Source organism: Rhizobium sp. BK491 (assembly GCF_014194925.1).
Classification (GTDB): Bacteria; Pseudomonadota; Alphaproteobacteria; order Rhizobiales; family Rhizobiaceae; genus Rhizobium.
In genome coordinates this window covers 319,589-345,174 of the sequence record NZ_JACIAR010000002.1, presented here as the reverse complement: position 1 = coordinate 345,174, position 25,586 = coordinate 319,589, and the positions used below count along the sequence as shown (strand labels likewise).

Annotated in this window: 24 protein-coding genes; 5 read left to right on the top strand and 19 right to left on the bottom strand. The window is 60.5% G+C overall.

All coding sequences use genetic code 11. The annotated features are described in order from the left end of the window. Window positions 1–37: 37 nt before the first annotated feature. The 3 genes from FHX05_RS09535 to FHX05_RS09525 all read left to right on the top strand — a co-directional run bounded on the left by FHX05_RS09535 (window position 38) and on the right by FHX05_RS09525 (window position 4,757). Window positions 38–1,216: a DNA recombination protein RmuC gene (locus FHX05_RS09535; RefSeq protein WP_183871396.1), complete on the top strand. Its 1,179-nt coding sequence runs from the start codon at window positions 38–40 to the stop codon at window positions 1,214–1,216. A gap of 101 nt (window positions 1,217–1,317) precedes the next feature. Beyond that, a complete protein-coding gene (locus FHX05_RS09530; protein ID WP_112609413.1) occupies window positions 1,318–2,217 on the top strand; it encodes a ribokinase in 900 nt (299 codons plus the stop codon). A 194-nt stretch (window positions 2,218–2,411) separates the two neighbouring features. Further along, window positions 2,412–4,757, top strand: coding sequence for a methyl-accepting chemotaxis protein (locus FHX05_RS09525; RefSeq protein WP_112609476.1), 2,346 nt, complete (start codon window positions 2,412–2,414; stop codon window positions 4,755–4,757). 69 nt (window positions 4,758–4,826) lie between these two features. Here the strand turns inward: FHX05_RS09525 and FHX05_RS09520 are convergent, their stop codons facing one another. Next, window positions 4,827–5,771, bottom strand: coding sequence for a nucleoside hydrolase (locus tag FHX05_RS09520; protein WP_183871395.1), 945 nt, complete (start codon window positions 5,769–5,771; stop codon window positions 4,827–4,829). 231 nt (window positions 5,772–6,002) lie between these two features. Between FHX05_RS09520 and FHX05_RS09515 the strand changes: the two genes are divergently transcribed. Both FHX05_RS09515 and FHX05_RS09510 read left to right on the top strand, forming a co-directional pair. Then, a complete protein-coding gene (locus tag FHX05_RS09515; protein WP_112336664.1) occupies window positions 6,003–6,434 on the top strand; it encodes an Hsp20 family protein in 432 nt (143 codons plus the stop codon). Between the two features lie 158 nt (window positions 6,435–6,592). Beyond that, window positions 6,593–6,850, top strand: coding sequence for a DUF1150 family protein (locus FHX05_RS09510; RefSeq protein WP_112336665.1), 258 nt, complete (start codon window positions 6,593–6,595; stop codon window positions 6,848–6,850). Window positions 6,851–7,010: 160 nt separating this feature from the next. On the opposite strand, the gene trmB is transcribed toward FHX05_RS09510, so the two are convergent. The 18 genes from trmB to FHX05_RS09420 form a co-directional block, all read right to left on the bottom strand. Beyond that, the gene (gene trmB, locus FHX05_RS09505; RefSeq protein ID WP_183871394.1) at window positions 7,011–7,712 is read right to left on the bottom strand and encodes a tRNA (guanosine(46)-N7)-methyltransferase TrmB; all 702 of its coding nucleotides are present in this window, start codon (window positions 7,710–7,712) and stop codon (window positions 7,011–7,013) included. Then, on the bottom strand, window positions 7,709–8,962 hold the full coding sequence (gene metK / locus FHX05_RS09500) for a methionine adenosyltransferase (RefSeq protein ID WP_112336667.1): 1,254 nt from the start codon (window positions 8,960–8,962) through the stop codon (window positions 7,709–7,711). Before metK ends, trmB begins: the two co-directional genes overlap by 4 nt. A 192-nt stretch (window positions 8,963–9,154) precedes the next feature. Further along, a complete protein-coding gene (locus tag FHX05_RS09495) occupies window positions 9,155–9,574 on the bottom strand; it encodes a helix-turn-helix domain-containing protein (RefSeq protein ID WP_041677790.1) in 420 nt (139 codons plus the stop codon). Window positions 9,575–9,725: 151 nt separating this feature from the next. Continuing rightward, window positions 9,726–11,327, bottom strand: coding sequence for an apolipoprotein N-acyltransferase (gene lnt / locus FHX05_RS09490; protein WP_183871393.1), 1,602 nt, complete (start codon window positions 11,325–11,327; stop codon window positions 9,726–9,728). Window positions 11,328–11,405: 78 nt separating this feature from the next. Beyond that, window positions 11,406–12,575 carry a hemolysin family protein gene (locus FHX05_RS09485; protein ID WP_112336669.1) on the bottom strand — a complete coding sequence of 390 codons (1,170 nt, stop codon included), beginning with the start codon at window positions 12,573–12,575 and terminating at the stop codon, window positions 11,406–11,408. 25 nt (window positions 12,576–12,600) lie between these two features. Then, window positions 12,601–13,107, bottom strand: coding sequence for an rRNA maturation RNase YbeY (ybeY, locus tag FHX05_RS09480; protein WP_112609407.1), 507 nt, complete (start codon window positions 13,105–13,107; stop codon window positions 12,601–12,603). A gap of 18 nt (window positions 13,108–13,125) precedes the next feature. Next, on the bottom strand, window positions 13,126–14,178 hold the full coding sequence (locus tag FHX05_RS09475; RefSeq protein WP_015338632.1) for a PhoH family protein: 1,053 nt from the start codon (window positions 14,176–14,178) through the stop codon (window positions 13,126–13,128). A gap of 30 nt (window positions 14,179–14,208) precedes the next feature. Further along, window positions 14,209–15,621 carry a tRNA (N6-isopentenyl adenosine(37)-C2)-methylthiotransferase MiaB gene (miaB, locus tag FHX05_RS09470; protein WP_183871392.1) on the bottom strand — a complete coding sequence of 471 codons (1,413 nt, stop codon included), beginning with the start codon at window positions 15,619–15,621 and terminating at the stop codon, window positions 14,209–14,211. Window positions 15,622–15,682: 61 nt separating this feature from the next. After that, the gene (locus FHX05_RS09465) at window positions 15,683–16,480 is read right to left on the bottom strand and encodes a lysophospholipid acyltransferase family protein (protein WP_183871391.1); all 798 of its coding nucleotides are present in this window, start codon (window positions 16,478–16,480) and stop codon (window positions 15,683–15,685) included. Between the two features lie 30 nt (window positions 16,481–16,510). After that, complete coding sequence (locus tag FHX05_RS09460) at window positions 16,511–16,939, bottom strand: Fur family transcriptional regulator (protein WP_015338629.1); 429 nt, start codon at window positions 16,937–16,939, stop codon at window positions 16,511–16,513. Between the two features lie 39 nt (window positions 16,940–16,978). Continuing rightward, the gene (locus FHX05_RS09455; RefSeq protein ID WP_183871390.1) at window positions 16,979–17,473 is read right to left on the bottom strand and encodes an N-acetyltransferase; all 495 of its coding nucleotides are present in this window, start codon (window positions 17,471–17,473) and stop codon (window positions 16,979–16,981) included. A gap of 2 nt (window positions 17,474–17,475) precedes the next feature. Further along, window positions 17,476–18,132, bottom strand: a complete 657-nt coding sequence (gene tsaB / locus FHX05_RS09450) for a tRNA (adenosine(37)-N6)-threonylcarbamoyltransferase complex dimerization subunit type 1 TsaB (protein ID WP_183871389.1) — start codon at window positions 18,130–18,132, stop codon at window positions 17,476–17,478. 26 nt (window positions 18,133–18,158) lie between these two features. Continuing rightward, on the bottom strand, window positions 18,159–18,725 hold the full coding sequence (locus FHX05_RS09445; RefSeq protein WP_183871388.1) for a NifU family protein: 567 nt from the start codon (window positions 18,723–18,725) through the stop codon (window positions 18,159–18,161). A gap of 117 nt (window positions 18,726–18,842) precedes the next feature. Further along, a complete protein-coding gene (locus FHX05_RS09440; RefSeq protein ID WP_075855409.1) occupies window positions 18,843–19,334 on the bottom strand; it encodes a universal stress protein in 492 nt (163 codons plus the stop codon). A 70-nt stretch (window positions 19,335–19,404) separates the two neighbouring features. Further along, complete coding sequence (gene trpS, locus FHX05_RS09435; protein WP_112609401.1) at window positions 19,405–20,469, bottom strand: tryptophan--tRNA ligase; 1,065 nt, start codon at window positions 20,467–20,469, stop codon at window positions 19,405–19,407. A gap of 112 nt (window positions 20,470–20,581) precedes the next feature. Continuing rightward, the gene (locus FHX05_RS09430; protein WP_183871387.1) at window positions 20,582–20,974 is read right to left on the bottom strand and encodes a VOC family protein; all 393 of its coding nucleotides are present in this window, start codon (window positions 20,972–20,974) and stop codon (window positions 20,582–20,584) included. 71 nt (window positions 20,975–21,045) lie between these two features. Then, on the bottom strand, window positions 21,046–22,647 hold the full coding sequence (gene murJ / locus FHX05_RS09425; RefSeq protein WP_183871386.1) for a murein biosynthesis integral membrane protein MurJ: 1,602 nt from the start codon (window positions 22,645–22,647) through the stop codon (window positions 21,046–21,048). Then, window positions 22,644–25,559 (bottom strand): [protein-PII] uridylyltransferase, encoded by a 2,916-nt coding sequence (locus tag FHX05_RS09420; RefSeq protein ID WP_183871385.1) that lies wholly within the window; start codon window positions 25,557–25,559, stop codon window positions 22,644–22,646. Before FHX05_RS09420 ends, murJ begins: the two co-directional genes overlap by 4 nt. Between the last annotated feature and the right edge of the window lie 27 nt (window positions 25,560–25,586).

Here is a 25,586-nt window from a genome sequence, read left to right as displayed (position 1 = left end):
TGGTGCCCATAAGAACTTCACCAGCGCGCCAGGTTTCATGTCCTTCATCATCTTCGGCCAAGCCATTTCCACGGTCCAGGTTCTGACCGGCCTCGTTATCCTGCTTACGATCGCAGTCATCGTCCTTTTCGTCCGCAGCAAAGCACGGGCGGAAGACGACGCACTCGACGCCGAGCAGACGATGGCAGCATTGTTGCGGTCGCAGGCTGAGATGCAGGGGCGGCTTGCCACCATGGCAGAAGTCTTCGGCTCCAGACAGGCCGAGCTTAATCAGGCCATCGGCCAACGTCTCGACGGGATGTCGCAGCGGGTGACGGCAACGATCGGAGAGCAGACGCGCTCGACGCATGAGAATCTGCGCCGCCTGCAGGAACGGCTCGCCGTGATCGATGCCGCCCAGACCAATATCCAGACGCTGGCCAAGGATGTCGTCGGCCTGCAGGCCATTCTTTCCAACAAGCAGACGCGCGGCGCCTTCGGACAGGCGCGCATGGAAACCATCATCGCCGACGGGCTGCCGATGGGCGCCTATACGTTCCAGGCAACGCTATCCAACGGCTCGCGACCGGACTGTACCGTGCGCATGCCGAACGGTTCGCCACCGCTTGTGATCGATGCGAAATTTCCGCTGGAAGCTTGGAACGCCATTCGCAGCGCCGCCAGCCCCGAACATGGCAAGATCGCCGCGCAGCAGTTCCGGAGGGATATGGAGCTGCATATCCGCGATATCTCGGAAAAATATCTGATCCCCGGTGAGACGCAGGATACGGCCTTTCTCTTCGTGCCGTCGGAGTCGATTTTCGCTGAGATCCATGAGAATTTCGAGGCGATCGTGCAGAAGGCCCAGCGCGCGCGCATCGTCATCGTCTCACCATCGTTGCTGATGCTGTCGATCCAGGTCATCCAAGCTGTCCTGAAGGATCAGCGCATGCGCGAGCAGGCCCATGTCATCCAAAGCGAAGTCGCGCATCTGATGGACGACCTGTCACGTCTCGACGAGCGGGTGCGCAAGCTGCAGGGGCATTTCGCCATGGCGCAGAAGGATGTCGACATGATCGTCACCTCGGCCGACAAGCTGGCGAGGCGCGGCGAGCGGATAGAAGCGCTGGAATTCGAGGCGGCGAAAGAGCCTGCCAAGGTGCGCCCGGAAGAACGGCCCAAACCTGTCGACAACCGTACAAGCCAACTCAAGCTCAGGGTAGTTGACGAAGACTGATCGCTTCGGCAGTGTCGCGCCCACTCGATGTATGATCCGAAAAGACAAAGGCAGCCTTCTGGCAGGATCATGCAAGCGCAACACCCAGGGCAGGACATTGCATGATCACTATTTTCGGCTCCATCAATATGGACCTCATCGCCACCACGGATCGTTTGCCGAAGCCGGGCGAAACGGTTGCCGGCAACGGCTTCTCTACGGCCGCCGGCGGCAAGGGCGCCAACCAGGCGCTGGCCGCTCGCCGCGCCGGCGCAACGGTCCGCCTCAGCGGGGCGGTCGGCAATGATGCCTTCGCGGAACCCGCGCTTGCGTTGCTCGATACGGCAGGGACCGATCTTTCCACCGTCCGGCGGGTATCCGAAGCGACGGGCACGGCACTCATCCTCGTGGGGGGTGACGGCGAGAACATGATCGCCGTTGTGCCGGGTGCCAATGGTACGAACACCGCCGAACACGCAGAGGCCGCCGTCGCTGCTCTGAGGGCCGGCGATACGCTGATGCTTCAGCTCGAAATTCCGGTCGCGGCCGTCGAGACGGCGCTGAACGCCGCGAAGGCAAAGGGCGTGCGCACCGTGCTCAATCTGGCGCCGCTGATCCCGGAAGCTGCCCGCCTCGGCCGCCTTGCCGATATTGTCATCGCAAACGAAACCGAATTCGAGAGACTGGCCGGCCAGGACAACATGTCGGCTTCCGAGCGCGAGGCAGCCCTGGTTCGCCTACATGGTGAAACCGGCCAGACGCTGATCGTCACGCTTGGCGGCGATGGTGTCATCGCCATTCGCGACGGCGAGCTCGCGCGCGCCAAGGGTCTCGTGATCGAGCCGGTCGACACCGTCGGCGCCGGCGATACCTTCTGCGGTTATTTTGCAGCCAGCCTCGATCAAGGCCTGGATTTCCACGCCAGCCTGCGTCGGGCTGCCGTCGCCGGTTCGCTCGCCTGCTTGAAGCCTGGCGCACAGCCGTCCATTCCGGTTGCCAGTGAAGTCGCCGAAAAGCTTTAAAGCTAAAATTCCCCACGCATCGGGAAGCGCAATTAATTAAATTTTTGCGCTTCCATATCATTCTCCTCTGGCCTGGCGCTCATAGCCTTCCGGTTGCGGCAGGAATCTTAACGGCGGCTCCATGACAGGGCCATCCTGCGCCGACCTTGCATTCGGATAATGTGTATCCGACGCATCGCTTTTTCGAGGAAATGATGTTCATCTTTCGCATGAAGTCGCTTGCGGCCAAGCTCATCTTGGTCACCGGGCTGGCGATCGCACTCGTTCTGCTGGTTTCCAATTTTCTGCTGATTTCCCAGACCCGCGATCGCGTCGAGACGCTGACGATGGATCAGGCGAATACCGAGGCCAAGTCCATTTCCAACGAGATCGCCGCAAATGTCGGCGAACTGGCGAGTGCCGCCCGCTCCATGGCCGCCATCATCGGCCGCGGCCACGAGGGTCATACCTTCGACCGCAAGGGCATGATCAATATCCTCAAGGCAAATGTCGAGCAGAATGCCTTTGCCTTCGGCAGCTGGTTCTGTGAGCAGCTCGGCGCGCTGGATGGCAAGACGACCGAACTTGCCAACAACAAGGATCAGGCCGTCAACGACAAGGGCGCCTTCACGCCCTATTGGTCGAAGACCAAGGATGGCGGCATCCAGTTCTCGACCTTCGACAATGATTACAGCGCCGCCTGGTGGAAGCTTGCCGCCGACAGCGGCAAGGGCGCGATCACGCCGCCCTATCTCGCACAGGGCACGGACGTTCCCACGACCATGAGCTCGATCGCCTATCCCGTCATATCGGGCGGCAAACTGATCGGTGTCGCAGGCGTCGACATTTCTCTCGGCTCGCTTTCGACGAAGCTGCAGAAGATGCAGCCTTTCGGCACCGGCCGCGTGCTGCTGGTTTCCCAGGACAACAAGTGGCTGGTGGCACCGAGCGTCGACCTGCTGATGAAGGACTATAACGGTTCCGGCGCTGATGTGATCAAGGCGGCACTGACCACCTCTTCTTCAAGCGTCCTCAAGAACCTTTCTGAAAATGGCGGCGAAGCATTCGACCGCGTCGTCTACCCTTTCGCCGTTCCCGGCCTCAACGCCACCTGGGTCGTTCTCATCGACGTGCCGCATAGCGCAATCGCAGCACCGGTACGCGATCAGACCTATATGATGATCGTTGCCGGCATTCTCGTGCTTGCCGCCGTCATGCTCGCCCTCTACGTCGCTGTGCGCGGTTTCGTGCAGAAGCCGCTCGCCGGTCTCGTCGCAAGCGTCAATCGCCTCAGCACCGGCAATTATGCCGAACCGGTCGCCGGCCAGGCGGGTGCAGACGAAGTTGGTTCAGTCGCCAAGGCACTGGAAGGGTTCCGCTTTGCGCTTGCCGACACCAAGCGCCTCGAAGGTGAAGCCAACGACCAGCGCCTGGCTGCCGAAGGTGAACGCCGCCGCTCGGAGAGCGAACGCAACGAGAGCGTGACCCTCCAGCGCCACATCGTCAGCATTCTCGGCCATAACCTCGCCGAGCTCTCCAAGGGCAACCTCACACAGCGGATCACGGACGATTTCCCCGGCGAATATGCCCAGCTCAAGCAGGACTTCAATGCTGCGCTGGCGAGCCTTGAGGAGACGGTTCATACCGTCAATGTCAGCGTCGGCAATATCGGCAGCGGCACCGGCGAAATCAGCAACAGCGCCTCGGATCTCGCCCGCCGCACCGAACAGCAGGCGGCCAGCCTCGAAGAGACGGCGGCAGCCCTTAACGAGCTGACCGCGCAGGTCAACTCCAGCGCCGAAAACGCACGCACGGCGGCAAGCAGCGTAAATGCGGCGTCTCAGGATGCCGAGCATTCTGGCGAGATCGTGCAAAAGGCCATTTCCTCCATGCACGGCATCGAGCAATCGTCGCAGGAGGTGTCGCGCATCATCGGCGTCATCGACGAGATCGCTTTCCAGACCAATCTTCTCGCGCTCAATGCCGGTGTCGAAGCGGCGCGTGCGGGCGACGCGGGCAAGGGCTTCGCCGTTGTCGCACAGGAAGTGCGCGAGCTGGCTCAGCGCTCGGCCAATGCCGCAAAGGAGATCAAGACTTTGATCAACGCCTCGGCCGGACAGGTCAAGGAAGGCGTCGATCTGGTCGGCCGCACGGGCGATGCCCTGCACAAGATCGCCCAGCAGGTTATGGAGATCAACGGCTTGATCCGCCAGATCTCCGCTTCCGCCAGCGAGCAGGCGATCGGTCTGAAGGAAATCAACTCGGCCATGAACCAGATGGATCAAGTAACCCAGCAGAATGCCGCGATGGTAGAGGAAACCACAGCTTCGAGCGTTGCCCTTGCCGAAGAAGCCCAGTCACTTCGGACACTCGTTGCGCGCTTCCGCACCGCACGTGCCGCCCAGGAGAATGCCAGCGCATTGCGGGCGACCGCCCAGCAGATGCGGGCTCCGGTAGCCCCGCGTCGGCCGGCAGCACCCGTTAGCGCACCGGCACGCAGAGCAGTTCCGCAGACACAGGGTGCCACGGCGCTTGCCCAGGACGATTGGGAGGAATTCTGAGCTAATCCCGCTGGGGGTGAAATCAAAAGGCCGCCGGAGCGATCCGGCGGCCTTTCTCATGGAGCCTAATCAGATGCGGGCGAAGCGTTCCGTCAGTAGCGCGAAGAAGCCGTCGGCATCGACATCGCGCATGACCTTGGCGTTGCGCTCGCGGTCGGTGACGTGCCACCAGTCGACGACGGTCATGCCGACCGTCAGTTCTGACGTCACTTCGATTTCCACGTTGCATTCGCGGCCCTTGAAGAGCTCGGGCTTCAGAAGGTAGGCAATAACAGTCGGATCATGCAGCGGGCCGCCGTCCGAACCATATTTCTCGATATCGAAACGCTCGAAGAACTGCAGCATTTCGACCATGGCCTTGGCCGGCGGCGTGCCGACTGCGGCGATGCGCTCGACGCGATCCCGGCGCGTCAGCAGCTTGTGGGTGACGTCGAGCGGCATCATGACGATGGGAACGCCCGAACGGAACACCACGTCTGCCGCCTCCGGATCGACATAGATGTTGAACTCGGCGGCCGGCGTGATGTTGCCGCCCTCGAAAAAGCCGCCGCCCATCATCACGAGCTCGCGCACGCGACCAATGATGTCAGGCGCCTTCTGAAACGCCATTGCGATATTGGTCAGCGGGCCGAGCGTGCAGAGGGTCACGGCGCCTTCCGGTTCCTTACGCAGCGTATCGATGATGAAATCGACGGCGTGGCCCGGCTGCAGTTCCATCGTCGGCTCGGAAAGTTCCGGACCATCAAGGCCGGTCTTGCCATGCACATGTTCGGCCGTGACCAGCTTGCGCTTGAGCGGCGCATCAGCGCCGGCAAACACCTTGACGTCGCGACGATCGCAGAGCTCGCAGACGATGCGGGCATTCCGGCTCGTCAACCGCAGCGGCACGTTGCCGGCGACGGTGGTGATGCCAAGCACGTCGATCTCCTGACGGCTGCCGAAGGCGAGGAAGATCGCCGCGGCATCGTCCTGACCGGGGTCGGTATCGATGATGATTTTTCTAGGTTCGGTCATGTCTTCAACTTTCCTCCGGTACAGATCGACAGGCTTTGTCGCGGGTCCGGTCCGGCTTTGTCAAGCGCTCGCTCGCCATGTCACAAAACCATTTTTCACCATGGATTTCGATCTCGCAAATGCGAAGACCTCATGGCTTGCACTCGCAGGCGCGTACTCCCATATTAGGGACAACCGGGTGCTGAAGATCAGGTCCGGAACGGTCGCTTGACACCCAAGGACTTTGAGACGATGAGCCGGACGACTCCCTTTGCCAGCCCGCTGCTTCTGGGCTTCGACACTATGGAAAAGACGCTTGAGCGAATTTCCAAGGTCAGCGACGGTTACCCTCCCTACAATATCGAACGGATGCGCGCGGATCGCCTGTCGGGCGAGCCAGAACGTCTGCGCATCACGCTGGCGGTCGCCGGTTTTTCCGAAGACGAGCTTGACGTCACCACGGAAGAGAACCAGCTGCTGATCCGCGGACGCCAGACGGAACAGGGCGAGCGAGACTATCTCTACCGGGGCATCGCAGCCCGGCAGTTCCAGCGTGTTTTCGTCCTTGCCGACGGCATGCAGGTGCTCGGCGCTACGCTGAAGAACGGGCTGCTCTCCGTCGATCTCATTCGGCCGGAACCGAACCGCGTGGTAAAGAAAATTAACATTTCGGTCTCACAGTAGAACAACGGCCTAGAGCCGGATGATTTCAGGCCGAATCAACCTGAAGTCCGAATCGGCTCTAGAATCAAAGAACTAGAGCACGACGTCACCCGAAAGCCGCTCACACTTTTGGTCATCATGCTCTGGAGCCGTTGGTCCCTCATACTGGAGGTACGAGCATGTTGTTGAAAGAAGCTAACGCCCGCCTGACCCCATCCGAACTTGCCAATATCGGCACCGGCGAGGTCGCTTATATCAGAAAAATGGATTGGTCCGAAGTATCCCGCTGCTTCCCGGAAGCGCCGGATATCGATCCGGATGTCGATCTGTGGGCGCTTTTCGGCGCCGACGGCACGCCGATCCTGCTCACGGACAATCGATCCAGCACATTCTATCGTGCTGCAGAAGACGAATTGAAGACGGTCAGCCTGCACTGACTATGAGCGTCGCCCGACGGTGAAATCACCGTCCGCAAGGACCGCATCGAACCGGCCCCACCTGGCAATGCGCGCGCATGATCCAGACCGCCCAAAGCGGCGGTCCTCACGGGATGATGCGAATATTTCAATTTGAGATTCTCGCCCGTAATTGGAGCGATCAGACCCTTTTGAAGGTCAGATAGGCCGACGAGCGCCCTTCGCGGCGGGCCTTGGCCTCGTAGCGCGTGCTCGGCCAGCCCTCATAGGGCGTCAGCCAGTCGGCAGCATTCTGCGCAGTCCATTCGAAGCCACCATGCGCCTGGCAATGCTGCAGCGTCCAATTGACGTAGGTGTCAATGTCGGAGGCGAAGCAGAAGAGCGCCCCGGGCTTCAGGACGCGATGGAAGCGGGAAAGGTTCACCTGCGAAACGAAGCGGCGCTTCCAATGCTTCTTCTTCGGCCAGGGATCGGGATAGAGCAGATCGATTTGGTCCAGGCAGGCATCAGGCAACCAATCCAGCACCTGCGTCGCGTCGTCATTGTAGACACGGATGTTGCGCGCGCCAGCGTCGTCGACGCTCGCAAGCAGCTTCTGCATCGAATTGACGAAAGGTTCTACCCCGATGAAGCCGGTCTTCGGGTGCTCCCGCGCCCGGTGGATCAAATGCTCTCCACCGCCGAAACCGATCTCCAGGCGCAGACGCTCGGTCGGCACCGGGAAGAGATCGTTCAGCGGCTGCGGCGCCGGGGCGGAAAGATCGAGGATGAACTGCGGCAGCAATACTTCCAGCTTTTCGGCCTGCTGGCCGCGCAAGGCTTTACCCTTGCGGCGGCCGAAGAATGCTTCCGTCGCCCGCGACCGGCGCTCGGTATCGATCATGCGGCTTCCCGGAGCTTTACGGCTTCCTTGAGAGCCTTCACCAGGTCCGTACGCTCCCAGGAGAAGGAGCCGTCACGACCGGCCTTGCGGCCGAAGTGACCGTAAGCCGAGGTCTTGGCGTAGATCGGCTTGTTGAGGTCGAGGTGACGGCGAATGCCGGTGGGCGAAAGGTCCATGTTCTTGCGGATGGCCGCTTCGACCTGATCCTCGGTGACGTCCTTGCCCGTGCCGTGCAGGTCGACATAGATCGACAGCGGCTGGGCAACGCCGATCGCGTAGGAGAGCTGGATCGTGCAGCGATCGGCAAGACCGGCGGCAACGACGTTCTTTGCAAGGTAGCGCGCAGCATAGGCAGCGGAACGGTCGACCTTGGTCGTGTCCTTGCCCGAGAAAGCACCGCCGCCATGCGGGGCAGCGCCGCCGTAGGTATCGACGATGATCTTGCGGCCGGTGAGGCCGGCATCACCATCCGGACCGCCGATGACGAACTTGCCCGTGGGGTTGATGTACCACTTGCAGTCGGAGGCAATCTTCAGGTCGCCGAGCGCTTCGCGGATATAAGGCTCGACGACGGCGCGTACCTTCTTCGAATCCCAGCTGTCGTCGAGATGCTGGGTCGACAGCACGATCGAGGCCACTTCGGAGGGCTTGCCGTCGACATAGCGAACCGTCACCTGGCTCTTGGCGTCAGGCCCGAGCTTGGCGACTTCGCCATCGCCCTTCTTGCGGGCGGTTGCGAGCAGCTGCAGGATCTTGTGGGAATAGTAGATCGGCGCCGGCATGAGGTCAGGCGTTTCCTTGCAGGCGTAGCCGAACATGATGCCTTGGTCGCCGGCACCTTCGTCACCCTGCTGGTCAGCGGCATTGTCGACGCCCTGGGCGATATCGGCGGACTGCGAGTGCAGAAGCACATCGATGCGGGCCTTCTTCCAGTGGAAGCCGTCCTGCTCGTAGCCAATATCCTTGATGGCGCGGCGGGCGGCGGCCTTGAACTTCGAAGGATTGATGACGTCGTTGCCGTCCTTGTCCTTCTTCATCAAGCTCGGCGGAAGACGAACCTCACCGGCGATGACGACGCGGTTGGTGGTGGCAAGGGTCTCACATGCAATGCGCACGCTCCAAGGGTTCACGCCGGTCTTTGTGGCCTCGCGGTAAACCAGATCGACGATTTCATCGGAAATGCGGTCACAAACTTTATCCGGGTGACCTTCGGCAACAGACTCACTCGTAAACAGATAATTCGCGCGCATACGGGATTCCCCTCAAAGAACAAATCTCTGCTTTTGATATTCGTCTCCGGCGTGAAAAACAAGTCGCACAAGGACATAAATATATCTTTATATCCCCGCCAAAGTGATAAAATTTTGCCTTAAATAGGGGAAAGGCGGCCAAAACGGCCGCCTCTCGACTTTCTCGATCTTCGCTTGCTTTCGAAGGACTGCTTACTCAGCGTCAGCCTCGGCCGCGAGTGCCTTGACCAACTCGACAACCTTGCGTCGGACCTTGCCATCGGAAATCTTCACGAAGGCGCGGTTAAGCTGCAATCCTTCGGAAGAGGACAGAAAGTCGACGACGTAGTTGGAACTGGATGCTTCGGCCATGCCGCCGGCACCGGCTGCGTGCTCACCCGGCGCGTCCTCGAAAAAGAAGGAGACCGGGACGTTGAGGATGCTGGAGATGTTTTGGAGGCGGCTGGCGCCAACGCGATTGGTGCCTTTTTCGTATTTCTGAATCTGCTGAAACGTAATTCCGAGGCTTTCGCCGAGCTTCTCCTGGCTCATACCAAGCATCGTGCGGCGGAGGCGTATGCGGCTACCGACATGAATGTCGATGGGGTTCGGCTTCTTTTTATTCTCTATCATCATTTTACCCTAACATAGGTTGAATTCAGGACCTGCCACCCGGTACCCTTCTCCACCCCTATAACGCTACGTTGCAGCCGATGCCCCCAAGGCCTCCAGTCTACGTTCAAAAGGCGGATGTCTAGCACTATGCAATTTTAGGGTTTTTTGGTCAATTCACCCTAAAAATAAAACCCATGCGCGAAATCGCAGCGATCATACCGGCTGCAGCGATGATCAACCAAAAGTATGTTTTTCTGGCCTTATCGTCGATGCGCGAAACGGTTGCGCCACCCAGAGTAGCATCAATAAAGCCTTGCTGGTTATAATCGATACCAGAAAGCAGACGTCCGTGTGCATCAACAAATGCTGAAATACCAGTATTGGCGCTCCGAATCAGCGGCAATCCCTGCTCCACCGCTCTCACTCTTGCCTGCAGGAAATGCTGGTATGGGCCTGGCGTATCGCCAAACCAGCCGTCGTTCGTAACGTTAAGGATGGCGTTGGCCTGCCTGATTTCCGGGGTCATCTCGTTCGGAAAAATGATCTCGTAACAGATCAGCGGATAGAATTTCAGGCCATCCGGCATGCTCAGCAATTCCCGTTTGGCGGCCGCTGAAAACCCTCCCGGCAGTTCGATGACATTTTCGATGCCGAGATAGCCGAGGATATGTTCGAAGGGGACGTATTCTCCGAAAGGAACCAGATGGGTCTTGTCGGAGGCCCCGATGATCTGACCTCGCCCATCGATGACGTAAATGGAGTTGTAATAGCGCGGATCCACGCCGGGTCCCATATCTTCGATGCGGACGGCGCCGGTAATCAGGATCTGGTCGTCATCGAGCTGATCGGCGATGCGGGCGAGCGCGTCGCGATTGTCGGTGAGGATGAAGGGCACGGCCGTTTCCGGCCAGACGATGATGTCAGGCCGCTTGCCGCCATTGGCAGGCGGCTGCACCGAAAGTGCCAGGTGCCTGTCGAAGATGGCGGCACGATCGGCGGCGGTGTCCATCTTGGTTTCCTGGTCGATGGAGGGTTGGACGATGCGCACGACAGGCGCCGTCTTCACACCTGCCAATGGCGCCTCCGGCTGGCTCAGTGCATAATAGCCATAGCCGAAATGGGCTGAAACGATGAGAACGGCAAGCCCAAGTCCCGGCACCCGGCCCTGGCGCGTGCCGAGCAATGCCGGTGCCGCGAAGACGAAGACGGCAAGCACGGTGACCCCGAGCACCCCGATCACATGCGCCGACTGCATCATCAGCGGAATGGGCATGGCGCCATAGCCAATGGCATTCCAGGGAAAGCCGGTGAAAAGAAAGCTGCGCAGCCATTCGAGAATGCCGAAGCTGAAGGCAAGCGCGGCGATGCGTCCCATGCCATCGGACCACAGGATGCGGGCAAGCATGGTCGCGACACCGTAGAAGACCGCCAGGAAGGCGGGAAGACCGAGGATCGCGAGCGGCAAGGCCCAGGCGAACTCGTCGGCATCGATCAGCAGCGCGTGGCCGAGCCACCAGAGGCCGGCGACAAAATAACCGAAGCCGAACAGCCAACCGGTGAAGAAAGCCGGCCATAGACGCCCGAGCAGACCGCTATCCGGGCCGGCGGCAACGCCATCCAGCAGCCAGACCAGCAGCGTGAAAGAAATGAACATCGCCGCGAAGAAGCCGAAGGGCGGCAGCGCCAGCACCCCGATGGCTCCAGCAAGGATTGCAAGCAACGCACGTTTGAAACCCCAGACGAGGATCACCTTGCCCGAAAGCCATTCCATGCGCCAGCTCCGTCCAATCGCGAATCAACTGGCGGCAGTCTTTCAAAAAAGCAGCGATTTGTCCCGCTGAAGCGCCATTTATTGGCTGGCGGCATTGCGTTCGGTTGGCATTTCCTCGGCGATCGCTTCGTGGGCCAGCAAGCCGCGTTCAGACGTTCCCGCTTCGCCCTCGAGCTTTGCTGGACGACGCCGGACGGCATGACGCTTGCGTGTGATGCGCACCCGTTTGATGCGGCGCGGATCGGCATCGAGAATATGAAACTCGAAGCCCGGAAGCGCCTGCACCACCTCACCGCGCACCGGAATGCGTCCGAGCGCGGAGAAGATCAGACCACCAAGCGTATCCACCTCGTCCACCTGCTCGGCGATATCGAAATCAGGACCGATCGCAGCGGCGATCTCCTCCAGCTCGACACGGGCGTCGGCGACGAAGACGTCCTCGGAGACGCGCTTGAACATGACTTCTTCATCATCATGCTCGTCGTCGATATCGCCAACGACCATCTCGACGATGTCCTCATGCGAGGCCAGACCGTCCGTGCCGCCATATTCGTCGATGACGAGGGCCATCTGCGTGCGGTTGACCTGCATGCGGCGCAGCAAGTCGGAGGCGAGCATCGAGGGCGGCACGAAGAGGATCTTGCGGATGATGCCGGCCTCAGCCAGCGTCTTCTGCAGATCGACGCGCGAAAGATCGAAATTTGGCTTGGCGGACCGCACCGGCTTTTCGGCCGCAGGTGCTGCCGTTGCGGCGGCCGCCGTCTTAGCACTGCCACTGCGGCGCTTGTTGCGAGCCTGCTTGGCAACATAGGACAGCAGGTCGCGGATATGCACCATGCCACGCGGATCATCCAGCGTATCGGCATAGACGGGCATGCGTGAACGGCCGCTTTCCTCGAAGAGGATCATCAGCTCGCCGATGGTGATATTCTGGTCCACGGCCTCGATATCGGCGCGCGGCACCATGACATCCTCGACGCGCACCTCGCGGAAGCGCAGGATATTGTGCAGCATCGCCCGCTCGTCCGCGGAGAAGGCGTCGTCGCCGGCCGCGTTGGTCATCAGCGCGTCGGCAAGATCCTCGCGCAACCGGGCGGAATCCTGTGCCGGGCGCAAAATGCGCGCGGCACGTGCCCAAAAGGAAGAGTGGGATCGCTTGCCGTTGCTACTACTGCCTACCTCGTCGGAGGAGGCCGCATCGGCTCCGTCTTTGGCCTCGGGGGCCGATCTCGTCGTAAAGTCGCTCATTGTTCCTGGTCAGACAGGGTTCAGATCAAATGGGGTCTTGTCCCGCATAGGGATCAGATAGGCCAAGACTAGCCAAAATGCGAGTCTCCAGCCCCTCCATTCTTTCGGCTTCGCTATTATTCATATGGTCGTAGCCGAAGAGATGCAAGAAACCATGCACCATCAAATGCGTGAGATGGTCGTCAAAACTCTTTTCGAGCTCCACCGCCTCACGCTCCACCGTTTCCCTGGCGATGATGATATCGCCCAGCATGGGGCCGGGCGTGCCACCGGGTTCAAGCGGAAAAGCTGGAAAGGAAAGAACGTTCGTCGCCTTGTCCTGAGAGCGCCATTCCGCATTGATCTCGCGGATCGAGGCATCGTCGGTGAAAACCAGCGACAATTCGGGCGCCATTTTTGGAAATGGCTGCTTCTCGTTTTTCTTGAGATAATTTGCAGCTTCGCCCAGCACGCGCTCGGCAAGCGACTGCAATATTTCTTCGGAGGGCCAATCGCCCTCCTCCACGCTGATCTGTATGTCGAGTTCGGCCATGAGCTTTCGGGCCGCAGATCAAATCTGCGGATCGCTTTCCTCTGCCTTTGCAGCATAGGTGGAATCGTAGGCCCTAACGATGCGCGCCACCAGCGGATGACGGACAACGTCCGTATCCTTGAAGCGGACGATGGTGATGCCCTCGACGCCATTCAGCAGCTCTAGCGCCTCCACCAGGCCGGACTTGACGCCGCGCGGCAAGTCGATCTGGCTTGGGTCGCCCGTCACGATCATCCGCGAATTTTCGCCGAGACGCGTCAGGAACATTTTCATCTGCATGGATGTCGTGTTCTGCGCTTCGTCGAGGATGACGGCGGCATTGGCAAGCGTGCGGCCACGCATGAAAGCGAGCGGCGCGATCTCGATGACGCCTGCCGTTATGGCACGTTCGACCTTGTCGCCAGGCATCATGTCGTAAAGCGCGTCATAGAGCGGGCGTAGATAGGGATCGACCTTTTCCTTCATGTCGCCGGGCAGGAAGCCGAGACGCTCGCCGGCTTCGACGGCCGGGCGCGACAGGATGATCTTTTCCACCGCACCGCGCTCCAGGAGCTGGGCAGCATGCGCGACGGCGAGATAGGTCTTGCCGGTACCGGCAGGGCCGACACCGAGGACGAGCTCGGAGCGCTCCAGTGCCCGCATATAGGCATCCTGCGTCGGCGTGCGCGCAATGATCGTCTTCTTGCGCGTCGAAATCTGCGCCATCGTCAACTTGGCTTTTCTCTCCATGGTCGGCAGCGTCAATTGATCGTCGGCGGCAACCGCCATGCGGATTGCCCCTTCCACATCGGAACGCTCTACATTGCCGCCTTTTTGCAGCTTGTCATAGAGGTAATCGAGCGTGCGGCGCGCCTGATTGGTGGCCAGCACATCGCCTGTTATGACGACGGAATTGCCGCGAGCGCGCGCGTCTATGCCGAGGCGCTCCTCCAGAAGCTTCAGATTCTGATCGAACTGCCCGAAAAGTTCGCTGGCGAACCGATTGTTTTCGAACGTCAGGGTGAAGTGATTGGCGTCGCTCGCGATGCGGGGCTGGCGCGATGAAGAAGAAACCAATTCCTGTCCGTTCAAGCGGTGCGGCTCCTTTGGTCCGTCCGGAACCTAGAGCAATTCAGCGAAAAGGCTGTTGGTGCTGGTTCCGGTGATTCGTACGTTTATAATGTCACCGATTTGCGATGCTTTTGCATCAACATTCACAGATTGCAGCCAAGGGGAGCGTCCAATCAACTGGCCCGGCATCCGGCCCGGCTTTTCCAGAAGGATATCCACTGTTTTGCCGACGCAAGCCTCCGCAAACGCATGCTGCTGCCGCAGGAGCAACGCCTGCAATCGCTCCAGCCGCTCGGTCTTGACCTCTTCGGGCACCTGATCCTTCAGCTCCGCACCGGGCGTGCCCGGCCGCGTCGAATATTTGAACGAGAAGGCCTGGGCATAATTCACCTCCTCGATGAGCTTCAGTGTATCCTCAAAATCCTGGTCTGTCTCCCCCGGGAAGCCGACGATAAAGTCACCAGAAAGGGCGATATCCGGGCGTGCAGTACGGATCTTCTCGATAAGCGTCAGATATTCAGCCGCCGTATGTCGCCGGTTCATCGCCTTCAGGATGCGATCCGAGCCGGCCTGAACCGGAAGATGCAGATAGGGCATCAGCGTCCGCAGGTCGCGATGTGCGCCGATCAGGCGATCGTCCATGTCGCGCGGGTGGCTGGTCGTGTAGCGCAGGCGCGCGAGACCAGGGATTTCCGCCAGGCGATAGAGGAGGTCGCCGAGGCTCCAAGCTTCGCCTTTCGGGCCGATGCCGTGCCATGCATTGACGTTCTGGCCGAGCAGCGTGATCTCGCGAACGCCGCCATCCACCAGCTTCTCGGCCTCCTCGACGACTTGGGAGACCGGGCGGGAGACTTCGGAGCCGCGCGTATAGGGCACGACGCAGAAGGTGCAGAACTTGTCGCAGCCTTCCTGCACCGTCAGGAAGGCAGTGACGCCGCGGGCACGGATCTTCGCCTTCTCTGCGATCGGCAGGTGTTCGAACTTGTCCTCGATCGCATATTCCGTGTCGACGACGCGCTGGCCTTCCTTGGCGCGACGCAGCGCGTCCGGCAGGCGATGATAGGTCTGCGGGCCGATGACGACATCGACGGCAGGCGCGCGGCGAAGAATCTCCTCGCCTTCCGCCTGGGCAACGCAGCCGGTAACGCCAATCATCATCTCACGGCCGTCGGCGGCTTTGCGCTTCTTCATCTCACGCAGGCGGCCAAGCGCGGAATAGACCTTTTCGGCCGCCTTCTCACGGATATGGCAGGTATTCAAAAGGACGAGATCGGCCTCTTCCATGTCCTCGGTCGGCTCGTAGCCGTCACGGGCAAGCGCATCGCTCATCCGCATGGAATCATACACGTTCATCTGGCAGCCGTAGGTCTTGATGAAGACCTTGCGGCTGTTGGAGCCATCGCGGGGGCCGAGCTGCAGAGCGTCGGTCGCCGGGGCGTCGAGGGTCAGGCTGTCCTTGGTCATGGGCCGCTATGTAGTGGCTTTTGCCTTCGGAGAAAATGGAAAAGTTGGAATCACCTGGAAATCAGACGATCTCGCGCCCGAGCAGGCGGCTGGCAAGCATATTGCGGATCCGCTTGGCGATAGTGGCGCTGACTTCCTTGCGATTGGTACCGGCGCGATAATCCACAGCCTCGCCGAAACAGACGTCAACATCGATGGCGCCGCACTGGATAATGCCCTTCAGGTGCGGCACAAGCTCGATATCACCAGGCCATGCCGTTAGCGGGCGATAATAGCGGCCCATCGGCGTTCCATGGACGCGGGTATAGGCGACCGCGACCGGCTGGACATGCACGACAGCATCCGGCGCCTTCGGCAGGGCGGCGGCGGCAGCGCCGAACAGCGATGACTTGACTTGAAGCAGCCGATTGCCATCCGAAGTCGTACCTTCGGGGAAAAGCACCATGATCTCGCCATCGGCCATGCGGTCTGCAATCTCGTTCACTTGATCGCCCGTCTTGCGCTTCTGTTCGCGCTCGACGAAGACGCTCTTCTGCCACCGGGCGAATTGACCAAAGATCGGCCAGTCCCGCACTTCCGACTTGGCGATGAAAGAGACATCGGCGATTGCCGAAAGTACGAGAATATCGAGCCAGGACGAGTGGTTGGACGCCAGCATCAGAGGCCGGCTCGTCTCCATCTTGCCGACCACGTGGATGCGCACGCCAAGCCAATAGCAGACGATGCGATGCCAATAGCGCGGCAGATAGCGCCGAAGCTTCCAGTCAAAGCGCAGGCAGAGGATCTGCAGCGGCAGCATCACCGCGCTGACGACGCCAATGACCACGGCGGCACAGCCGATGCGCAGCCAGGTCATCAAATCGTTCGCTCCTGCATGAAAGCCTTCACGTCAACCTTCGTCCTTCTTCAGCGGGATGCCGTAAAGCTCCAGCCGGTGGTCGACGAGTTTGAAGCCATGTTCACGGGCAATGCGTTCCTGCAAAGCCTCGATCTCCGGCGAATGGAATTCGATTACCGCGCCGCTTTTCAGGTCGATCAGGTGATCGTGATGTTCCTCCGGCACGGTCTCGTAGCGGGAGCGGCCATCGCGAAAATCGTGGCGGGCAAGAAGGCCGGCATCCTCGAACAACTTTACCGTGCGATAGACCGTGGAAATCGAGATTTTCGCATCCACCTCCACCGAGCGTCGATAGAGCTCCTCGACATCCGGGTGATCCTCGGAACTCTCGATGATGCGCGCAATGACCCGGCGTTGGTCCGTCATGCGCATGCCACGCTCGGCGCAAAGCTCCTCCAGGGATTTTACGGCATCATCCATCGATTGCTGTCTTCGGTCTGTTGGGACTGCGACAAGGGACTAGCGAAGAACGCGGCGCATGACAAGCGCCGTCGACCTCTGGCCGTTTTCGCCGACATAGTAAGCCTTGCGCTCACCGACGGTTTCGAAACCGAGTTTGCGATAAAGGCCGAGGGCCGGCAGATTGCTGCCGTCGACTTCGAGAAACATGGTTTCGCCGCCGCGATTGCGGGTTTCACGCAAAGCCGCTTGCATGAGGCGCCAGCCAAGGCCGGAGCGTCCGAGTTTGGCGTTGACGGCGATTGTCAGGATTTCGCCCTCGCCCGCCACATGCCGAGCCAGCACGAAGCCTGGAAGCGCCTTTTTGAGGATGGCGTTGGTCTGGCGGGCAACGAAGCCGAAGGTGGCCTCCTGCGAAAGGAGACCCTGAAATTCAGTCTCGTCCCAAACCCGCGGGAAGCGTTCGCCATGCAGGAGCGCCACTTCGGCGCAATCCTTCAGTTCCATCGGGACGATTTCGTATTCGGCTTTCAAGGTCAGATAAGATTCGAGCATGTCTATTGCCTGGCAACTGCGTATCCGGCCTGCGGTCTGGCATCGGGTCCGCGAAGATAAAGCGGCTTCGGCTTTTCGCCGGCAGGCTTGCCAGCGCCCAGCCGGGCGATGATGGCAATCGGAAATGCGTCTGGCCGCTCCGCAGGCGGCGCGTCGCTCAACCGGGCGACAGCCGTTCCGGTGACGACCCCGTCGAATGCGCCGGCGATTGCCCGCGCTTCGTCGATCGTCACGGCCCGAGCCTCGTCCAGCGGGTTGCCATCGGCACCGAAGCTCTGGAGATAGATCTCCTCGCGCTTGGCATCGATGGCAGCCAGAACCGACTTGCCCGGATTCTGTGCCCTGGCGGTCGCGGCCATGACCTCGAGGGTCGTGATGCCGACTGCTGGAACATTGAGGGAAAGCGCAAATCCACGTGCGGCTGCAACGCCGATGCGGATGCCGGTAAAGGAACCGGGGCCGACGGTCACCACGACACGTTCGATCGCCGAAAGCGCTACGCCGGCTTTCGCCAGCGCTCCGTCGACAACGTGCATCAAATGCTCGGCATGCCCCCGTCCGATCGTTTCCGTGACCTCCCCCATCACAGAATCACTGCCGCTATCATACACAGCGGCAGCGCAATCCACACCTGCCGTGTCGAGCGCCAGTACGATCATGTCAAATTTTCCGAAAAGCCTGAATATTAAACGGCTTCGACTTCCTGAACTTCGGGCACGAAATGGCGCAGCAGGTTCTGCACGCCGTGCTTCAGCGTCGCCGTCGAGGACGGGCAGCCGGCGCAGGAACCCTTCATGTTGAGATAGACCTTGCCGTCACGGAAGCCGCGGAAGGTGATGTCGCCGCCATCCTGGGCAACGGCAGGACGAACACGCGTCTCCAGCAGCTCCTTGATGGTCAGCACGATCGATTCATCGCCTTCATCGAAGAATTCGCCGCCGGCATCCTGCACTTCGGAGAGAACCGACGCCGAGCCCATGACCGGCTTGCCGGACATGAAATGCTCCAGGATCGAACCGAGGATAGCCGGCTTCAGATGTTGCCACTCTTGATTTTCCTTGGAAACGGAAATGAAGTCGTAGCCGAAGTAAACGCCGATGACGCCCGGGATTTCGAAGAGGCGGGCAGCCAGCGGCGAAGCTTCGGCTTCCTCGGCGCTACGGAACTCGGCCGTGCCGCTTTCCATCACCACTTTGCCCGGCAGGAACTTGAGGGTCGCGGGGTTCGGCGTCGCTTCGGTCTGAATGAACATCTTGATCTCCATGCGGCGGGCGAAAACCCTGTCCCGACTTTAGAATATTTCAAAAGAAGATAGGCCTTTTGGCCATTCTATTCAAGAGAATGTTTCTCAAGAAATGGCGTCGATCCATCAGCTCAGCGCGTCGATTTCCTCGTTACTCAGCGTGTCTGGAAGCACCGTCACCGGGATCGGAAAGGCAGCTGCGCGACCGGCGATCGACGACACCAGCGGGCCGGGACCTTCCTTGGCGGAACCGGCGGCAAGCACGAGAAGAGCGATATCCCGGTCATCCTCGATGACGGCATTGATCTGCTCGGCGGCAGCGCCCTCGCGGATGACGATTTCCGCATCGATGCCGATGTTTTCGCGCACGGCCTGCGCCGCCTTTGCGGTTGCTGCCTCAGCCTCCTCGCGCGCTTCCGCCCGCATGATCTCCTCGACGCCAAGCCATTGCTGGAAGTCGCCCTCGGGAATTACATAGAGCAGAACGAGGCCGCCATTGGAGTTCTTGGCGCGCCGGCCGGCATAATGGACGGCACGCTGGCATTCTGGGGTGCCGTCGATGACCGCCATGAACTTGCGGCGATGACCTTCGAGCCGTGAGAGACGTTTTGAAACCATGCGGCGATTCTGACACCCGAAGACGACGTTTTGCAAGCCCCCGATTCAGGCGGCGGCCTGCATGCCGATATCAATAGAGAAAGCCGATAATATCGCGAACCTGCTTCATGGTCACATCAGCGCGAGCGCGGGCGCGGGCGCCGCCATCGCGCAGCACGGCGTCGATATGGCCGGGATCGGCCATCAGGCGGCGCATTTCCGTCGTGATCGGCGAGAGCACATGTACGGCGAGATCGACCAGCGCCGGCTTGAAGACGGAGAACTGCTGGCCGCCGAATTCGGAGAGAACCTCCGCCTTCGACTTGTCGGCAAGGGCTGCGTAGATGCCCACCAGATTGTCGGCTTCCGGACGACCGGCGAGACCGGCGATTTCGCTCGGCAAGCCATCCGGATCTGTCTTGGCCTTGCGGATTTTCTTGGAGATGTTTTCCTCATCATCGAGCAGGTTGATGCGTGAGAGGTCCGAGGCGTCGGATTTCGACATCTTCTTCGTGCCGTCACGTAGCGACATGACGCGCGGCGCCGGGCCATCGATCAGGGGCTCGACCATAGGAAAATAGGCATGCACCGGCTCGTCGCCGACTGATATGTCAATGCCGTATCCCGTACGGCGAATATGCTCCATGTAGTCCAGATTGAACTTCATCGCGATGTCGCGGGTCAGCTCCAGATGCTGCTTCTGGTCGTCGCCGACCGGAACATGAGTGGCGCGATAGAGCAGAATGTCGGCGGCCATCAGGCTCGGATAGGCATAAAGACCGAGCGAGGCCTGCTCGCGATCCTTGCCGGCCTTGTCCTTGAACTGCGTCATGCGGTTCATCCAGCCGATACGGGCGACGCAGTTGAAGATCCAGGCAAGCTCGGCATGGCCGGGCACGGCCGACTGATTGAAGACGATATGCTTTTCCGGGTCGATGCCGGCGGCAAGGAAGGCCGCGGTGATCGAGCGCGTCTGGTTCGGCATGTCCTCATGCACGAGCTGAGCGGTCAGCGCATGCATGTCGACGACGCAATAGATGCAGTCGTTGTTGGCCTGCAGGGCCACGAACTTGCGGATCGCGCCAAGATAGTTACCGAGGTGGAGGTTGCCGGTCGGCTGAACGCCGGAGAATACGAGCGGCTTGAATTCGGTCATGTCGTCCTCAAAAGGCTTGTGGAGGGCCTGGGCGAGCTCACACTCGACCCCTGGTTTCGAGCGGCTTATGCACGCGGGATCGGCGGGGATCAAGAGGCCATGTGACAGAGTTTCACGAAGAATGCTGGATCAGGTCCCAGGTGTTGCCATAGGGATCGGCGAAGACGGCCACCGTGCCATAGACCTCATGGCGCGGCTCCTCCAGAAAACGCACGCCCTTTGCCTTCATCGCGGCATGATCGCGGGCGAAATCATCGGTCTTGAGAAAGAAGCCGACGCGGCCACCGGTCTGATTGCCGATCGCTGCGCGCTGGCTGTCGCTGGCGGCTTGAGCGAGCAATAGCGCGGCGCCCTCGGTGCCTTTCGGCCTGACGACAACCCAGCGCTTACCTTCCGGCTGCACCTCGTCAGCCAAGCACTCGAAGCCAAGGGCATCGCAATAGAAGGCTTTGGCACAGTCGTAATCATCGATGACGAGGGCGACGAGAAAGAGGGATTGGGACATGAGAAAGCTCCTTTCCGGCAAAATCGTTCTCTCACCCCAATTGCTGGAAGGATCGGGGTAAAGGAGTTTGATTACTCGCCATTCACGACTTCCGCGTCCGAAGTGGGCTTCGCCCGCTTGCGCTTCAAATTGCGGCGTACCATGCCCAAATCCACGCCGCCGATCAGGAAGGCCACAATGAAATAAACGGCCATCGCAATCAATATGAGCAGGCCCAGGACGCCGGTCTTGGTGAGCAGCGTCGCGCCGGACCCCAGAAGCGGCTCCCACCGATGAGACAAATATACGATGACGCCGCCCATGACGGCGGAGGAGACGAGCAGCATGACGGTGCGGCGCACCAGCGACCATTCCCAGACAAGATGCCCGCGGCGATAGAGCGTAACGAAGAGCTGCACAGCGTTCAGCCATCCGGCAACCGCCTCGGCGAGCGCAATGCCGCGTTCGGCCAGCACCGGGAAAAGCAGGATGGACAGCGCCGAATTGACGGCGACGGCGACCGCCGTGTAGCGCATCGGCGATTTCGTATCTTCGCGGGCATAAAAGCCGGGCTGCAAGGCCTTGATCAGAACGAAAGCCGGCAGGCCCAGGCCGAAGATGGCAAGGATGGAGCCGACCAGCGTTGTATTGTTCGCGTTAAAGGCGCCGCGCTCGTAAAGCACGCGGATGATGTCGTCGGAGAGCAGCCATAGGGCGACAGCGGCCGGCAGCGTCAGGAACAGCACGAATTCGATCGAGCGGTTCTGGATATTGGCGGCTTCCTTGATATGGCCCGACTTCAGCGAACGCGCCAATTCCGGCAGAAGCACGATTCCGACCGCGACGCCGACGACGCCGAGCGGAAGCTGGTAGATGCGGTCTGCATATTGCAGGGCGGCGATCGCGCCTTCCTTGCCCGAGGCAATTGCCTGGCCGATCACAAGATTGATCTGAGTGACGCCGCCGGTGATGGCCGCTGGAATCGCAAGCAGCAGGAGCCGCTTGACATTGGGCGTGAAGCGCGGAAAGCGCAGGCCGATACTGATGCCCGCATGACGCACGCCGATATAGACGACGGCCAGCTGCAGCACGCCTGCCACCAGTACCGACCAGGACAGGTACCAGGCGGTGGTCAGCGGGTCGGCGCCGAAATAGATCGCGTAGAACAGCGCGCTGATCATCACCAGGTTGAGGAAGATCGGAGCCACGGCCGCGGCGAAGAAATGATGCAGCGAATTCAGCATGCCGCTCATCATCGCCGTCAGCGACATCGACATGAGATAGGGGAACATCACGGCCGCCAACCGGACCGTCAGGTCGAATTTCTCAGCATCGTCGGCAAAACCAGGCGCGATGACCCAGCGCACCAGAAGCGGCATGGCCAGTTCCATGACGATGGTGATCATCAGGAGGACCGAGAAGAGAACGCCGAAGACTTCTTCCGAGAAGCGCTTGGCGCCCTCGATGCCGTGCGCCTCGATCTCCTTTGCAAAGAGCGGCACGAAGGCGGCGTTGAAGGCACCTTCGGCAAATAGCCGGCGGAAGAGGTTCGGAAAGCGGAAGGCGGCGTAGAAGACGTCTGCCATCGGCCCCGTGCCGAGGGCGGCTGCCATCAAGGTTTCGCGGGCGAAGCCGAAGATGCGGCTGCCGAGCGTCGCGCCACCGACGGTGATGAATTTCTTGACTAGGCTCATGCGGCTGAACCGGCTTTCTTCTCGGTGTCTGACTTTTCGACGGCGACGCCGCGCGTGGCGGCGGGCGCGATGATGCCGGAGGGCATGCGCTCGCGCATTTCATCCTCCTCGCCGGCCATGACGGCTTTCAGGCGGGCGGTGATATAGGCCCGCCTGTTCTCGTTGGAAATCTTCTGGCCCACCAGGTCGGCGACATAGAAGGTATCGATGACCTTCTCGCCGAAAGTGGTGATGCGGGCAGACTGGATATCGAGCGACAGGTCCGAAAGAACGGCCGTGATTTCCGACAGCAGGCCGGGGCGGTCGAGGCATTCGACCTCGATGACCGTGAATTTGTTGGAGAGGCTATTGGTGATGATGACAGACGGTGGGATGACGAAAGCCTTGTTCTTGCGGCGGTTCTTCGTCCGCGTTGCGATGACCTCCGGCAGCCGTTTGCGGCCGGCCAGCACATCCTCGATCATCTTGCCGATGGTGGCGGCACGACGCAGTTCGTCGGCGTCGTCGGGAAATTCGCGGCTGACATGGATGGTGTCGAGCGCGCGGCCATCCGATGTCGTGAAGATTTGCGCATCGGCAATATTGGCCCCGGCCGCGGCACAGGCGCCGGCGATCACGGTCAAAAGACGCGGATGGTCGGGCGAGAGCACGGTGATCTCGGTGATCGCGTGGAAGCTGTCGGTGCGCACCATGGTGGCGAGGACCTTGCCCGCCTTGTCGGATTCACGCATGAACTGCGTATGGCGGATCTGATCTTCCAGCGGCACGGACAGCAGATAGGGCTGATAGTGCAGCTTGACGTAGGCCTTGCGCTCCTTCTGGCTCCAATCGGCAAGTGCGTGTTCCAGCGCTTCGGCGGCAGCCTCCGCCCGTTCCTTGCGCGACACTTCGGAGAACCCGCCTGACAGCAGCAGCTCGGTTTCATAATAAAGCGTGCGCAGCAGCTGACCCTTCCAGCCGTTCCAGACGCCAGGGCCGACGGCGCGGATGTCGCAGACGGTCAGGATCAGCAGCATCTTCAGCCGGTCGAGCGACTGCACCCGGTCGGCAAAATCGATGATGGTCTTGCGGTCGGTCAAGTCGCGCGTCTGGGCGACCATCGACATGGTCAGGTGTTCCGCGATCAGCCAGACCACCAGCTCCGTCTGCTTCGGCGAAAGGCCGAAGCGCGGGCAGAGCTTGCGAGCAACTGCGGCACCGGCTTCCGAGTGGTCTTCCTCGCGGCCCTTGGCGATATCGTGCAACAGGACGGCGACGTAGAGCGCATCGCGATCCTCGATATTGGGCATCAGCTTGTTGGTGAGCGGATGAATATCCTCGGCCTTGCCCTTGTCGATCTCCGACAGCACCTCGACGGCGCGGATCAGATGCTCGTCCACCGTATAGTGGTGATACATGTTGAACTGCATCATCGAGACGATCTTGCCGAATTCCGGAATGAAGCGGCCAAGCACGCCGGCCTCGTTCATGCGGCGCAGGATCAGCGCTGGATCGCGCTTCGAGGTAAGGATGGAAAGGAAAAGCCGGTTCGCCTCCTCGTTTTCGCGCAGATCGTTGTCGATCAGGCTCAGCGAGCGGGTGACACGCTTCAACGCATCCGGATGGAATTCGAGGCCGTTGATGTCGGCCACGAAGAAGAGCCGGATGAGACTGACCGGATCGCGCTTGAAGACATCGGGATTGGCAAGCGCGATGCGGCCGCGATCCTCGACGAACTCGACAGTGCCGGGGATCTTGCGCGAACGGTTGGCAAAGCGGCTGATGACGCCGGTGAGGCCCGGAGTTGCCTTCGCCTGCTGGTCCTCCAATGCGGCGCAGAGGATGCGGGTGAGATCGCCGACATCCTTGGCGACAAGGAAATAGTGCTTCATGAACCGCTCGACGGCCGAAAGGCCCGGGCGGGCGTTATAGTCGAGGGCTGCGGCGATATCGCGCTGGATATCGAAGGAAAGCCGCTCCTCCGCCTTGCCGGTCAGGAAATGCATGTGGCAGCGCACGGCCCAGAGGAAATCCTCGGCCTTCTCGAAGAGACGATATTCCTGCTTCGAGAGCACGCCGAGCTTCACCAGCTCGGCGGGATCTCGTACGTGATAATAATATTTCGAGATCCAGAACAGCGTGTGCAGGTCGCGCAGGCCACCCTTGCCTTCCTTGACGTTCGGCTCGACCAGATAGCGGGTGTCGCCGGCCTTGCGGTGGCGCTCGTCGCGTTCGGCGAGCTTGGCGGCGATGAATTCCGGGCCGGTATTGGTGACGATTTCCTTGTCGAAGCGCGCCTGCAGCTCGCGCTCCAGCGCGACATTGCCGCAGATATAGCGGGTTTCGAGGATGGCGGTGCGCACCGTCATGTCGGACTTGGCCTCGCGGATGCACTCCTCGACCGTGCGCGTGGCGTGGCCAACTTTGAAGCCCATGTCCCAAAGCATATAGAGAATGAATTCGACCGCCTTGTGCGTCTCGCTCGCCGGCTTTGGCTGGAAAAGGAAGAGAAGGTCGATATCGGAGCCCGGCGCCAGCGTATCGCGGCCATAACCGCCGACGGCGGTGACGGAAAATGCGCCTGCCTGCTTCGGATAGACGTGGCGGACGGTGAAATCGTAGATGACGGTGATGACCTGGTCCTGCAGCCAGGAAATCCGGTGCGCGCAATTGAGCCCGCTGCCGTCGGCCATCAGCAATCGCCGTGCCTCTTCCCGTCCATCCTGGCTTGCCTTTTTCAACAGCGCCAGCAGCGCGGAGCGCTCATCGTTCTTATCCAGGCCGCGTTTGGCGAGGGCCTCGCACTCCGCCTTCAGCGCGGATACATCGAGAATGGTCGAAAAATCAATATGATGCGTTTCCATGCTCTGCCGATCGGCTTTCTCTTCGCTGACCGCGGCCCGTTGCCGGCGCGCCTGTCTTTTCGTCTGCATGCGCTATAGCCTCTTTGACCCGCGATT